This window comes from Haemophilus parainfluenzae (assembly GCF_003252725.1).
GTDB lineage: Bacteria > Pseudomonadota > Gammaproteobacteria > Enterobacterales > Pasteurellaceae > Haemophilus_D > Haemophilus_D parainfluenzae_L.
This window is the reverse complement of sequence record NZ_QEPO01000003.1, coordinates 119,552-133,723: the sequence shown is the minus strand read 5'-3', so window position 1 is coordinate 133,723 and position 14,172 is coordinate 119,552. Positions and strand designations below refer to the sequence as shown.

The 14,172-nt window shown below is 40.5% G+C and carries 10 protein-coding genes; 8 read left to right on the top strand and 2 right to left on the bottom strand.

The genetic code is table 11. The features are described 5' to 3' along the window. Positions 1-6: 6 nt before the first annotated feature. Together rpmG and mutM are read left to right on the top strand one after the other, a co-directional pair. Positions 7-177, top strand: a complete 171-nt coding sequence (rpmG, locus tag DPV85_RS05510) for a 50S ribosomal protein L33 (RefSeq protein WP_005613503.1) — start codon at positions 7-9, stop codon at positions 175-177. A gap of 72 nt (positions 178-249) precedes the next feature. Then, the gene (gene mutM / locus DPV85_RS05505; RefSeq protein ID WP_070590532.1) at positions 250-1,065 is read left to right on the top strand and encodes a DNA-formamidopyrimidine glycosylase; all 816 of its coding nucleotides are present in this window, start codon (positions 250-252) and stop codon (positions 1,063-1,065) included. A gap of 20 nt (positions 1,066-1,085) precedes the next feature. On the opposite strand, the gene DPV85_RS05500 is transcribed toward mutM, so the two are convergent. Continuing rightward, positions 1,086-1,805: a DUF554 domain-containing protein gene (locus DPV85_RS05500; protein WP_111327345.1), complete on the bottom strand. Its 720-nt coding sequence runs from the start codon at positions 1,803-1,805 to the stop codon at positions 1,086-1,088. 114 nt (positions 1,806-1,919) lie between these two features. Continuing rightward, positions 1,920-7,187, bottom strand: a complete 5,268-nt coding sequence (locus DPV85_RS05495; protein WP_111327344.1) for a YadA-like family protein — start codon at positions 7,185-7,187, stop codon at positions 1,920-1,922. A gap of 509 nt (positions 7,188-7,696) precedes the next feature. Here DPV85_RS05495 and nrfA point away from each other — a divergent pair. The 6 genes from nrfA to DPV85_RS05465 all read left to right on the top strand — a co-directional run bounded on the left by nrfA (position 7,697) and on the right by DPV85_RS05465 (position 14,172). Beyond that, positions 7,697-9,220, top strand: coding sequence for an ammonia-forming nitrite reductase cytochrome c552 subunit (nrfA, locus tag DPV85_RS05490; RefSeq protein WP_197543639.1), 1,524 nt, complete (start codon positions 7,697-7,699; stop codon positions 9,218-9,220). Between the two features lie 72 nt (positions 9,221-9,292). Further along, a complete protein-coding gene (gene nrfB / locus DPV85_RS05485) occupies positions 9,293-9,958 on the top strand; it encodes a cytochrome c nitrite reductase pentaheme subunit (RefSeq protein ID WP_111327343.1) in 666 nt (221 codons plus the stop codon). Then, positions 9,958-10,635: a cytochrome c nitrite reductase Fe-S protein gene (gene nrfC, locus DPV85_RS05480; protein ID WP_005695543.1), complete on the top strand. Its 678-nt coding sequence runs from the start codon at positions 9,958-9,960 to the stop codon at positions 10,633-10,635. Before nrfB ends, nrfC begins: the two co-directional genes overlap by 1 nt. Then, complete coding sequence (nrfD, locus tag DPV85_RS05475; RefSeq protein ID WP_075875743.1) at positions 10,632-11,597, top strand: cytochrome c nitrite reductase subunit NrfD; 966 nt, start codon at positions 10,632-10,634, stop codon at positions 11,595-11,597. The genes nrfC and nrfD overlap by 4 nt, the downstream gene beginning before the upstream one ends. Before the next feature lie 147 nt (positions 11,598-11,744). Beyond that, a complete protein-coding gene (gene nrfE / locus DPV85_RS05470) occupies positions 11,745-13,649 on the top strand; it encodes a heme lyase NrfEFG subunit NrfE (protein WP_111327342.1) in 1,905 nt (634 codons plus the stop codon). Beyond that, positions 13,642-14,172, top strand: a complete 531-nt coding sequence (locus tag DPV85_RS05465; protein ID WP_111327341.1) for a DsbE family thiol:disulfide interchange protein — start codon at positions 13,642-13,644, stop codon at positions 14,170-14,172. Before nrfE ends, DPV85_RS05465 begins: the two co-directional genes overlap by 8 nt.

The following is a 14,172-nucleotide window of genomic DNA, read 5'->3' as shown; positions in this document are numbered from 1 at the left end:
TAAAACATGGCAGCTAAAGGCGCTCGTGAGAAAATCCGTTTAGTTTCTACAGCAGAGACTGGTCACTTCTACACAACTGATAAAAACAAACGTAATATGCCTGAAAAAATGGAAATCAAAAAATTTGATCCAGTAGTGCGTAAACACGTTATCTATAAAGAAGCAAAAATCAAATAATTTTGCTGATTTGAAAAAAGCCCGACATTGTTCGGGTTTTTTTATATCACAAATTCATTACCGAGATTATCTATGCCTGAACTTCCTGAAGTCGAAACAGCCCTACGCGGTGTCAGTCCCTATTTAAAAGGTTTTACCATTGAAAAAATTGTAGTGCGTCAACCACAATTACGCTGGGTTGTCTCTCCTGAATTAACAACGCTCAAAAACGTCAAAATTTTAGATACTTCTCGCCGTGCGAAATACCTCATTATTCATACTGAAAAAGGTTATATCATTGGCCATTTAGGCATGTCTGGCTCTGTTCGAATTGTGCCGCACGATAGTCCTATTGATAAACACGATCACCTTGATATTGTAATGAATAATGGCAAATTACTGCGTTATAACGACCCGAGACGCTTCGGTGCATGGTTATGGACGGAAAGCTTAGATGACTTTCATCTTTTCCTAAAACTTGGTCCTGAACCGCTTTCAGATGAATTTAACGCCGAATACCTTTTTAAAAAATCACGCAAGAAATCGACCGCACTTAAAACCTTTTTAATGGATAATGCTGTCGTTGTGGGCGTAGGAAATATTTATGCTAATGAAACGCTCTTTTTATGTGGTTTGCATCCGATGAAATTAGCTGAAAATCTCACGCGAAACCAATGCGCCTTACTCGTTGAAACAATTAAAGATATATTAGCAAAAGCTATTATACAAGGCGGTACAACATTAAAAGATTTCTTACAACCCGATGGTCGCCCTGGTTATTTTGCGCAGAAATTGTTGGTTTATGGAAACAAAGACAAACCTTGTCCCAAATGTGGCACTAAAATTGAAAGCATGATTATTGGGCAACGCAACAGCTTTTATTGTCCTTATTGTCAGAAAAAGAAATAGGCGTTATACACGCCTATTTTTTAGAAAAAGGTACTCCAGAAATGAGAAATTGGCATGGCAAGGAAAAGAGCCGGCAGCATATTCGCTACATGGAACATTTGGATATTACAAATGCGAAAGCCTGCCGCTATCATTAGCATACCGCCTACCGCAGCAAAATCACCTCGCATTTCAGGTGTCACGAAAGGAATAATAAACACCGCAGAATAAGCTAAAATCACTTGAACTAATGTTTGTGGCACAAAAATACTCGCTACAGAAATGCCAAGCGATGTAGCAAAGATCATCGCCGTGAAGAAATCTAGAAAGGATTTCACAATAAGAATATCAAAATTCCCCGTCATCCCCTCATTCATCGCCCCGAAAATCCCTGTTCCACTAAATGAAAATAAAATCACAATTGCAACAAATTTAGACAAGAACTCTTCTTGGCTATGCATGCTACTTGGTGTATCAGGGAACATCTTTTCAACAAGGCCTTTCGCTGATGAGGCAAGCCTATTTATTCCGTGTTCTAATAAAAGCAATTCCCCGATTATCGTCCCTAATAGCACCGATAAAATCATTGCCGGCATATTGGTGGTTTTCGCCACCATCACAATACCCATCCCCATGGAACACAAACCAAAGATTAAGGTTAGATGAGTGCGTAAACGCTCTGGGATGCGCCCACCGAGTGCGGCCCCAATAACTGCGCCACTGATAATCGCCAGTGCATTAATATAAGGTCCGATAATCATATTCTTCTCCGAGTTAAGTTCTTTCTATTATACGAAAAACAGGATGAAAATCGACCGCACTTTTAACAATAAAAAAGGCATGGTTTCCCATGCCTTTTATTCATTAACAATAAATTACCAGTGGTAACCTGCACCAACTGCTACACCCACTTTACCTTGTGTATCGCTAGTACCGGCTAAACGAATAATGATTTTACCGTTGTCTGAAATACGTGACATACCTAATGCCACTGCATTTTGACCTTGGTAATTACCCGCTGCCACAGATACCATGCTCTTACCTGGAATGTAAGCTTGTGGTAATTGAGACGCCGCTAACGCGCTTGCTGTACCTGCATTTACACGTTTACCTAACTTGTTCACTTGACCATTTAAGTGGTTGATCTTGTTATTCATGTCAGCTTTTACTTCGTGTAATTGGCTGCCGTTTACCGCATCAGTACTGTCTGCTGCAATGCGTCCTGGTGCAACATTGGTAATTTGTTTATTACCTGCATCAATACCATTTTTAGTCATACTTGGACCATTTTTAATGGTGACGCCATTGCCATCAATCACCGTATCACCCGCAGTGAATTTGTTTGCAGTTACGCTTTCCACTTTAAGGTTTTTCTTGATACCTACACGAACATTACCGCTCTTATCAATGTTTGTCATCACATTATCGCCACCATCAAACTCACTCCAGTTTGTGTTGCTATCTGCGCCTTTCACATTGATTTGGCTATTTAATTTCGCACCGTAAACATCGCCTACGTTTGCGCCAAATTTTAAGCCATCACTTAATGTTGCGATAGTTTCACCACCAAAGTTCATACGATTTGGTGTTTTACCATCCAAGTTTGGTGCTGCACCTTTACCACTTACCACTGTAATTGGCGTTGAATTATCGCCTTCGCCAAGATTGATTGTAGTCGTGTTAACGGTTGCTGCCGTCACATTTTCAGCTTTTAAATCTTTGGTAGTAGAAATAGTGAAATTCATGCCATCTTGCTTAATTTTGACATTTTGTCCAGCAATATAAGTCACGGTATTACCTGGGCTTACCTTTTGAACAGTTTCACCTTCAGCTTCACCACCGTCTTTATTCACAGTGACATTCCAACCAGAATTATTGATTGCATTTGCAACTGTGGTTGCATTCACCAATTTTGCTCCATCTACAGGTGCATCAATTTTTCCTGTTGTATTAGGTGTTAAATCAGTGGTCGCTACAGCATTATAAAGTTGGCTACCGTTTATCGCATCTTTGCTATTAGCATTAACATCACCATCTGCAACATTAGTGACTTTATTTCCACCTGCATTCACGCCAGTATTAGAGATTGATACCGTTTTATTTGGATCTTTAACTGAACCATCTGCATTCAAGTTATCCGCTTTATTAACTTCAACACCTGCTGGAGTGATTTTTGTCACATCACCTACGGCATCTTTAAATTCAGCGCTATTTAAACCTTTTAAATCTTTAGCTAACTGAACTTCTAATGTATCAGTGCCATCTGCTTTAACATTGATATTACCTGCTGCTGATTTAAAGTTTGTTGACTCTGCTTCAGCTACACCTTCACCTTTAATTTTCACTAAGGTATTCAGTTTATGTTTGTTTACTGTACTTTCATTATTACCTGTAAACTTCAAGCCATCATTTAAAGTAGCAACACTTTCACCGTTTACATCTAAACGCGGTTTCTTAGTTGTATCGTCACCATCTACACCAGCAGGCCCCTCTGCGGTCTTAATTGTAAGTGGATTTGCGCCATCTTTGCCCGCTAGACCGATTGAACCATCTTTTCCATTGAGTGAAACAGAAGAACCATCTTTACCTTTCACATCTAATGAGCCATCACTGCCCGGTTGACCATTCTCTGCTTTTTCGCCTAGTGTCATGTTATTCGCTGTAGCAATTTCATAGCCATTTGCAATCTGGGTTACTTGAATATTTTTACCTTGGTTAATTGCAAATGTTTCATTGCTAGTAATACGTTTATCTGCCTCGGAAAGAGCCGGTGTCTCAGTACCATTCGTCGTTAAATTAAAGCCCATACCATCAATTTTCTTATTGATTGTATCGCCTAATGAATATAATTGACTACCGTTTACAGCCTCTTTGCTATCCGGTGCTACATTACCGTCTGCCACGTTGCTAATTTTGTTACCTGCAGCATCAATACCTGATTTAGTCACACTTGGGCCACCAGTAATCGTCAAACCATCGTTATTAATGGTTGTATCACCTGCTGTTACATTACCTGTAGCATTAACATTAGTCACATTAATCGTGTCATTTAACTTAAATGTTACATTATTGCCATCTTTAGTGATTTGAATGTTGTCATTAGCACTTCTTAAATCGACTGTCCCATCTGGTGCGATATTAGATTTATTTTCACCGGTATTTACTGATAGATTCCAACCTTTGTTAGCAATCTCTTTCACTTCTTTCAATTGTGAAACATTCACTGCATCAGTGTCATCGGTACCTGCTGCAACACCTGTGATTTTTTTGTCACCTGCATTAATACCTGATTTGGTTACACTTGGTCCACCGTTAACATTTAAACCATCGTTATTAATGGTTGTATCACCTGCCTTGACGCTATCAACTTTAAGATCTTTGTTTAACTTAACTTGAACACCATTAGGATTCGCTTCAGTGGTAATATTATCATCACCAGTAATTGCGACTTTATCACCTAATTTCTTAACATCAGACTCTTTAGTATCACCTGTAAACGTTAAACCTTTAGTGTTAACGGTAGTATTCGCATCAACACCTTTTTGAATATCATCTTTTGTTGCTTGAGAAAGATCGACAGCATAATCTGTTACGTCTACGCCATCCGCATTTTTAGTCGTGCCGTTAGTTGTAACAGAAACTGCAGCTGAACCATTTGAAACAGAGGCCGAAACTTCTCTATCAATTTTCTGACGAGTTGCATCATCAATTTTAACTTCAATACCATTGCCAGTTGCGACTGTCGTTAAACCATTTGAACCTGTGATATTTAAAGATTGTGTTGCGAGATTAACCTCGCCAGCCCCTGTATTACCTGCTGTAGTCAGGTTGATGGCTTTAATGGCGGTATCAACTGCCCCACTGGTTACAGCCTTATTATCCCCTGCTGTAACGGCAGTTGATTTATTTAACGTAAATGTCACATTGTTTGCATCGGCTGTACTTGTAATATCGGTACCATCACCTACAATGCCTAAAGATTCACCTAATTTTTTGACCGCGCTTCCGGTATTACCCGTGAAAGTAATTGGCATGTTACGCACCTTATTAATTGCGTCAGTGACATCACCTGCCGTAGCAATATTATTAGGATTTGTAGCTGTTGCATTACCAGTTGTCGTATTAGTCGTGATATTTGTTGTATTCACATCAAATTTCACAATAGTGCCATTTTCAGCATCAGTTACATTTACTGTGGTTAAATTACCATCTTTAAAGTTCACAAAACCATTGTTATTGATACGTGATTTAGAAGTACCATTTTGTTGTACGTTAAAGCCACTATAAGTTAATACGGTATAAAGCTGTGAACCGTTAATTGCATCAGTAGAGTCTGCAGTAACACGGCCCGCACCAACATTTTGAATTTGACGTTCAAAACCCTCTTTACCAACAGAAACAGCACCAAGCGAATTATTAGCTAAACCAGCTTTAAACTGTTTATTTTCACTCACGCCATTATCATTTTTGAAAGCGGCTTCATGGGCTGTTCCACCGAAAATATTGCCACCTGCCACACTATCTTTACCTAACGCAACCGAATTTTGCACCGTTGCATTAGCTGATGAACCAATCGCTACACCATCAGCTGCCGAGCCAGCTGCGCCCTTACCGATAGCAATAGATGCTTGTTCTGAAGCATTAGCATTATTACCTATTGCGATACCATAAATGCCACTAACATTTGCATTTGCCCCCGTAGCAACGCCTGCATAAGCAGAAGAGGCAGTATGGCCAATGGCCACGCCTAACTCTTTAGCATCTGTATTAGAACCTAGTGCTGTCGAGTTAGTAACGGCTTTAGCATTTGTACCCACTGCTGTAGCATTACCACCATTAGCATGGGTCGCAAAACCAATCGCTGTAGAATTTGAAAAATTACTGGTTGCATTATTACCTAATGAAACGCCATTAACTGCACTTGATTTCGCATCTGGGCCAATTGCAATAGAATTAACTGCCGTTGCACCATTATTATTTTTATTTCCCTCAACAGTCGAATTAACCGAGAAATAACGAATTTTTTCAATTTCTGCCATCGCAGCATAAAGCTGAGAACCATTGATTGCATCAGTCGAGTTTGCAGAAATATCACCTGGTGATAAGTTGATGAGTTGACGTTCATAGCCTTTTTTACCAATGGAAACAACGTCCCCCGCGATAGTATCAGCACCACCAGCCCAAGTATAAGTTGTCCCTAAAATAGTACGAGTAGTATAGGCAACCCCCGCTTTATCCGTCGCAGAACCGCCACCAATCGCAACAGAGTTTGCAAAAGTTGCATTAGCTCCTGTACCAACAGCGACAGCATTCGTTTTTTGAGCTGCAGCCAATGAACCTAATGCTAATGAAAGATCCCCAGATTTTGTTTTTGTTCCTAATGATACAGCAGCCTCACCAGCAATCGTATTCATCCAACGGGGAGTTTGAAGATCCCCTCCAGTTAAATCTTTAAATGCTTGTTGAACCGTTCCCGTTTTATCTTGGCCATTAGTATTGATATAAGTCGTTTGTGTAGCCGCTGCTTTATCAGTATCATCCCCACCAATCGCAACCGATGCATTACCATAAGAAATAACATTACCGCCAATCGCAATTGATTGATCGCCTCGAGCCCATGCACCCTCAGTAATAGAATTACCACCAAATGTAGCCGCTTTATCAGCTCTAATGCCAGCTCCAATAGCAATAGACTGGTTTACTCGTACAACAGAAGTGCTATCGCCAACTTGAGCATTTTGACCGATGAGAATATTACGACTACCCGTTGTTCCACCATAATTTCCTGTGCCATCACCAATCAGCACACTATTGTCATAACGACCATTTACGCCATAACCAATAGCGGTAGTACTTCCACCGCTTGCTGATGTGGCACTGTTCCCAACCGCAATACTAAAAGGATGTACATTTGTAGGCGCATTGCTTCCATCCCCCACAATCACGTTCGCTTGCGCCGGCATCATCACTGCAGATAAAGAAAGTGCAAATGCAGAAAGTTTGAAAAGAGAAGATAAACGTGTTTCGCTTGATACACGTTGTTCGGAGTTAGAAGAAGCTTTTACGGCTCCTTTCGCTAATTCTGATGTCACGACGAAAGATTGTGTCGTTTTGTTCCAAATAATCTTAAATACTTTGTTCATAAAAAGGTTCTCCCAAACAAATAGGTCAAGTTTCTAACACGCTCAAATAATACAAACTAAGCGAATAAATCATTAAGTTTTGGGAGTATAACTGACCCAAATATAAGATCAAGGAAATGTTTGCTTTTTACACTGTTTTTTTACAAAAAATTTACATTTTAACGTTTGCGTAACAATAGTATTAGAAAAAGCCATCTAGAGTGACTAATCACAAGGATTTAATCTCTCTCAAACAAGTAAAAAACACGATGAAAATCGACCGCACTTTTTCCTCTTTCAAGGTATTCTCCTCTTACCACTTTATCTATACCCAAACATACCTCTTTGTGAGTATTTTGATTTTAAAGTTTGATCAACCTCAAACTTTTGAAAAAAAACCTTAGGAAAACTACTGCTTTTTGGTATCTTATGCTTGCGTTGAGCTATTTTTATGAGTGAATTCAAAAGCTTAATAGGAATTGTTCGCATTTAAAATTGTTTTTTTATTCTTTCCTAATGGAGTGATTATCGTGAACGCATTGAGAAAAAGCCTTGTTTTGGCCACTTCTTTCGCAGCTTTAGGTGTGTATAACTCAGCGATGGCTGAAATGGTATACAAGCCTGTTGAACAACCTGTGGAAGCACCAAACCCTAATTTAAAAATCGAAGCAGTGAATGAAAAATTTGCTGAGAAATATCCTAGCCAATTCAATTCGTGGAAAGCGACTGAAAAAGGCGACAAAATCATCTATGCTAATGAACAAGATCCTCGTTTAATCGTGTTATGGGGGGGCTATTCTTTCGCAAAAGAATATAACGCACCTCGTGGTCACGTTTATGCAGTAGAAGATGTACGTAATATTTTACGTACTGGTGCGCCCAAAAATGCAAATGATGGCCCTCAACCAATGGCATGTTGGACTTGTAAAGGTCCAGACGTTCCTCGTTTAATTGCAGAATGGGGTGAAGATGGTTACTTTGGTGCAAAATGGGCTAAAGGTGGACCTGAAGTGGTCAACTCAATCGGTTGTGCAGACTGTCACGATACTACATCAAAAGACTTTGCCGAAGGCAAACCAGCATTACGTATTGCTCGTCCACACGTTCTTCGTGCATTAGATCACTTAAATAATGCACTTCAAGCAAAAGCAAAAGCTGAAGGTAAAGAACAAGCTAACTTAAGCTTTAACACAGCTGCTCGCACTGAAAAACGTGCTGAAGTTTGTGCTAACTGTCACGTTGAGTACTACTTCGCAGGTGATTTAAAACAAGTAACCTTCCCTTGGGATAACGGTCAAACTGTTGATGACATCGAAAAATACTACGATGATATCGGTTTCAGTGACTGGACTCACTCTCTTTCTAAAGCACCAATGTTAAAAGCTCAACACCCTGACTTTGAAATTTGGTCTTTAGGTATGCACGGTAAAAACGGCGTAACTTGTATCGACTGTCACATGCCTAAAGTACAAGGTAAAGACGGTAAAGTTTACACCGACCACCAAATCCAAAACCCATTCGATGCATTTGATACCACATGTGCAAACTGTCACGATCAAAGCAAAGAAAAACTTAAAGACATCGTTGCTTCACGTAAAAAAGAAGTGAAAGATGTAATGGGTCGTTTAGAAGATCAAGTTGTTCGTGCTCACTTTGAAGCGAAAGCGGCATGGGATGCTGGTGCAACTAAAGAAGAAATGGAACCTGCTTTAATGGATATCCGTCACGCTCAATGGCGTTGGGACTACGCAGCAGCAAGCCACGGTGGTCACATGCACGCACCTGATGTAATGCTTCGCGTATTAGGTTCTGGTATCGACAAAGCAGCAGATGCACGTGCTAAACTTGCAGCAATCTTAACTAAACACGGCGTGAAAACTCCGGTTGAAGTACCAGATATTTCTACAGCTGATAAAGCATGGAAAGTAATGGGTATTGATATCGAGAAAGAACGTAAAGCGAAAAAAGAATTCTTAGAAACTGTTGTACCTCAATGGGTAAAAGAAGCGAAAGCCAATGGCAAATTAGCTGAAGATACCGCAACAAAACAATAAAAAAAGAACCGCACTTTGTAACTAAAGTGCCGAAGTGCGGTCATTTTTAACCATATATTTGAGGTAATCAGAATGAATTTAACTTCTTTAATCAGCAAATCGGCAAAATCCCTCGCATTGCTTGCAATGCTTGCGGCAATGCCAATGGCTGCAAGTGCGGAAGAGATGGCAAAAACACCGGCCTCTCAAATCACTTATGAGCCACAATTGGATAACCAACGTGATCCAAACCAATATTGTGCGAAATGTCACAAATTTGACCAAGTTGATAAAAACCAAACCTTGGATCAATCTGGTGGTGAATTACATTTTGGTAAATTCCATGGTACACACTTAAGTCAAAAAAGCCCTAACACGGGTAAACCGATCAACTGTGTAAACTGTCACGGTAATATTTCGGAAAATCACCGTCGTGGTGCAAAAGATGTGATGCGTTTTGATGGCGATATCTTTGGTGATAAAAAACCAATGTATACCGCGCAAGAACAAAACCAAGTTTGTTTTGCTTGTCACCAACCGGCAAAACTTCGTGAAAAACTTTGGGCACACGATGTTCACGCAATGAAATTGCCTTGTGCAAGCTGCCACACATTACACCCGAAAGATGATGCGATGAAAGGTATTCAACCGAAAAATCGTGTGAAACTTTGTGTAGATTGCCACGGCGAACAACAAAAACGCAAAGCGGCAAAAGACGCACAATCACAAACGCAATCAACCGAACAAAAGGATAAATAATGACAGCTTGTTCACGCCGAAACTTTGTTTCCGGCATGGGGGCATTAATCCTTATGACGGGGACATCAGTTACCTCTTTAGCGAAAGAGGAAAAGGCGGATAAACCGAAACGCTATGCAATGGTACACGACGAAACAGCTTGTATCGGCTGTACCGCTTGTATGGATGCTTGTCGTGAAACAAACCACGTTCCTGAAGGCGTTTCACGTTTGGAAATTCTCCGTAGTGAACCTTACGGTGAATTCCCAAATCAAGAATACGAGTTTTTCCGTCAATCTTGCCAACACTGTACAAACGCCCCTTGTGTGGCAGTTTGTCCAACCGGTGCATCATTTATTGATCCTGAAACAGGTATCGTAGATGTGCATAAAGATCTTTGTGTAGGTTGCCAATACTGTGTTGCAGTTTGTCCTTACCGCGTACGTTTCATTCACCCAGTACACCGTACTGCGGATAAATGTAACTTCTGTCGCGATACAAACTTAGCAGCAGGCAAACAACCTGCTTGTGTAGAAGCTTGTCCAACCAAAGCATTAACCTTTGGTGATATGAATGATCCAAGCAGTGCAGTTTCCCGCAAAGTGAAAGAAAATCCGGTTTATCGCACTAAAGTGGAATTAGGTACTCAACCAAATCTTTACCATATTCCATTCCAACACGGGGAGCCAAGAAGATGACATTAGATTATCCTGTTCCGTTTCACACACCTAACTTGGTGTGGGATTCAACAATCGCTATCTATTTGTTCTTACTTGGTATTTCTTCCGGTGCGGTACAATTAGCGATTGCTTATAAACGTAGTCACAAATTAGAAAATCCAAGCAAAAATTGGATTATCCGAGCAGCAGCTGTTTTAGGTTCTGTGCCAACATTAATTGGTTTAACCCTGTTAATTTTCCACTTGGCACGTCCTTGGACATTCTGGAAATTGATGTTTAACTATCAATTTAACTCTGTAATGTCTATGGGGGTAATGTTATTCCAAGTTTATATGCTGTTTTTGGTATGTTGGTGTGCGGTTATCTTCAAAGAAGATATCATGGCGTTCATTCAACGTTTTATGCCAAAACTTGGGTTCGTCGGTAAAATTATCAATGTATTAGAACGTTTAACTGGTCCTGTAGAAGTCATTCTCTTCATCTTAGCTGCTGTACTAGGGGCTTATACCGGTTTCTTACTTTCAGCATTGATTAGTTACCCAATGTTAAATAACCCTGTTCTACCAGCGTTATTCTTGGCTTCTGGTACTTCTTCAGGTATCGCAGCAACCTTCTTATTTATCCTCATTGCAGGTAAATTAAAAGGTGATAGCCATGAATCACACTTCATTCACAAATTTGAAGTGCCAATTATGGTGACTGAACTTGGTTTATTAATCTGTTTCTTTGTTGGTCTACACTTCGGTGGCGGTCAGAAAGTAGTAGCATTACACAATGCACTTTCCGGCTTCTGGGGTGCAGTGTTCTGGATTGGGGTATTCTTAATTGGTATCATCATTCCTCTACTTGCGAACCTTGCCGTAAAAGACAACTTAAAATACAACAAGAACTTTATTATCCTTGTGTCAATCTTCGACTTAATCGGGGTTCTCTGCTTACGTTACTTCATCTTGTATGCAGGACAACTTACCGTTGCGTAAGGATAAATTTCTTATTTAATCAAAAGGCGTATACAATACGCCTTTTGTTTATTTAGAAGACTAAAGTGCGGTTAATTTTACGTATGTTTTTCATGCTTAAAATTAACCTTATTTTGTCAAATACAACCATTAATACTGAACAATACTATGCTCCCCGAATTCGGATTTCTCTCATTACTCTTTGCCACCACCGCGGCGCTCTTACTTTCCATCGTGCCGCAAATTGGTATTTGGCGAAATAAACCCTCTCTCACCAACACAGCTTGGGGATTAAGTTATTGCTTCGGTATTTTTACGAGCGTTTCAATCGGTATTCTTGCCTACTCTTTTGCAATGGATGACTTCACTTTGGAATACGTGGCAGCGCACTCCAATTCTCAACTACCAACATTTTTTAAAGTCGCCGCCACCTGGGGCGGACATGAAGGCTCCATTTTATTTTGGCTTTTCACATTAAGTCTTTGGTTAGTGGCTTTTGCCTTTTTCTCTCGCAAAAATGACCGCACTTTTTCTGCTCAAACCCTTTCTTTACTCGGCTTAATTTGTCTTGGGTTTGCTATTTTTATTTTGTTCTACTCCAATCCATTTGGACGTGCTTTTCCTGCCCCTTCGGAAGGGCGAGATCTCAACCCAATGCTGCAAGATATTGGCTTAATTTTCCATCCACCACTGTTATATGTGGGTTATGTGGGCTTTGCCGTTAACTTTGCCATGTCCATTTCTGCCTTAATCTTTAATCGTTCTGCACAAGCAATCGCTCGTGCGATGCGAGCCTGGGTTCTCGTTGCTTGGTTATTCTTAACATTAGGGATAGTGCTCGGTGCATGGTGGGCATATTATGAATTAGGCTGGGGCGGCTGGTGGTTCTGGGACCCTGTAGAAAACGCCTCACTTATGCCATGGTTATTGGGACTCGCACTGCTACACAGCTTGATGGTGACGGAAAAACAAGGCATGTTTAGCTACTGGACAATACTCTTTTCCCTACTCGCTTTTGCATTCAGTGTATTAGGCACATTTATTGTCCGTTCAGGCGCATTAACATCAGTTCACGCGTTCGCCTTGGATAGTTCTCGCGGTTATGTGTTATTACTCATTTTCTTCTTACTAACTGTTGGTTCGCTGAGCTTATTTGCCCTACGCACAAATAGCAATGAAAGTGCGGTCAAATTCCCTCTTATTTCTAAAACAGGGGCTATTTTAGGCTTAAATATCGTATTGACCGTTGCCACCGTCAGTACCTTCTTAGGCACTTTCTATCCAATGCTATTCCAAGCTATGAATTGGGGAAGTATTTCTGTGGGCGCGCCTTACTTTAATAGCATTTTCTTGCCATTGCTCACTTTAGTGCTTTTTGCAATGGCGGCGACGCTTTGCTTAAGTTGGTTTAAAGCCGATAAAAAACGCTTTTTCAAACGCTTGTTATTACTCATTCCCGCTGCAGTAATTGCTTATGGCATGATTTGGAATGCGTTGCAAAATGATGGTGTATTACGTTTCCATTTCTTCGCTTATGTATTACTCACCCTCGCGATTTGGGTCTTATTCGTCACTTTATGGCAAAATTGGGCAAAAGTAAGACTTGCCTATTTTGGGATGATTCTCGCACACTGCGGCGTAGCTATTGCCACAATAGGTGCAGTGATGAGTAGTTACTTTGGCAGTGAATTAGGTGTTAGACTCGCACCACAACAAAGCCAACAATTAGGCCAATTTGAGTTCCACTACGATCGTTTTTCCAATGAAATTGGGCCAAACTTTACCGCCGAAGTCGCTTTCTTTAGCGTGTCAGAAAAAGGCAAACCTTACGCTGAAATTGTACCGGAGCGCCGTTATTATGATGTTCGCACCATGACCATGAGTGAAGTGGGCTTAGATGCAGGCTTTTGGGGTGATTTATATATTGTTATGGGTGATAACTTAGGCAAAGGCGAGTTCACATTCCGCTTACATTACAAACCGCTTATTCGCTGGTTATGGCTCGGAGGCATTTTAATGGCACTTGGCGCATTATGTTCAGCCATCAATTTGAAGAGAAAACGTGATGAATAAAAAGTTTATTTTGTTTTTACCGCTGATTTTGTTATTGAGTATTTGCTTACTGCTTTTTGTTGGCTTACACAAAGATCCAAAACAAATTGCCTCAGCACTCATTGATAAGCCTGTGCCGGAATTCTATCAAGCGAATTTGCTTGAACCGAATCAAATTGTCAGCCCAAGAGATTTTCCAAAGAAACCTTTCCTACTTAATGTGTGGGGAAGTTGGTGTGGCTATTGCCAACAGGAACACCCTCTTTTGATGGAAATTTCAAAAGAAGTGCCCATTGTTGGAATCGACTATCGTGACAAACCTCAAAACGGCATTGCAATGCTCGAACGTATGGGCAATCCGTTCATACTCACTATTGACGATAGCCGTGGTGAATTTGCGATGCAATTGGGCGTAGATGGAGCCCCAGAAACCTATGTTGTCGATGAGCACGGCATGATCCGTTATCGTCATTCTGGCTATATGGATCGCGAAACATGGCTCACTGAGATCAAACCAAAACTTGATGAATTAACTAAAAAGTAA

Coding starts and splice junctions, on each gene's coding strand:
- nrfC (WP_005695543.1), top strand. CDS start 9,958: ATGACAGCTTGTTCACGCCGAAACTTTGTTTCCGGCATGGGGGCATTA.
- nrfE (WP_111327342.1), top strand. CDS start 11,745: ATGCTCCCCGAATTCGGATTTCTCTCATTACTCTTTGCCACCACCGCG.
- nrfB (WP_111327343.1), top strand. CDS start 9,293: ATGAATTTAACTTCTTTAATCAGCAAATCGGCAAAATCCCTCGCATTG.
- DPV85_RS05465 (WP_111327341.1), top strand. CDS start 13,642: ATGAATAAAAAGTTTATTTTGTTTTTACCGCTGATTTTGTTATTGAGT.
- mutM (WP_070590532.1), top strand. CDS start 250: ATGCCTGAACTTCCTGAAGTCGAAACAGCCCTACGCGGTGTCAGTCCC.
- nrfD (WP_075875743.1), top strand. CDS start 10,632: ATGACATTAGATTATCCTGTTCCGTTTCACACACCTAACTTGGTGTGG.
- DPV85_RS05495 (WP_111327344.1), bottom strand. CDS start 7,187: ATGAACAAAGTATTTAAGATTATTTGGAACAAAACGACACAATCTTTC.
- rpmG (WP_005613503.1), top strand. CDS start 7: ATGGCAGCTAAAGGCGCTCGTGAGAAAATCCGTTTAGTTTCTACAGCA.
- DPV85_RS05500 (WP_111327345.1), bottom strand. CDS start 1,805: ATGATTATCGGACCTTATATTAATGCACTGGCGATTATCAGTGGCGCA.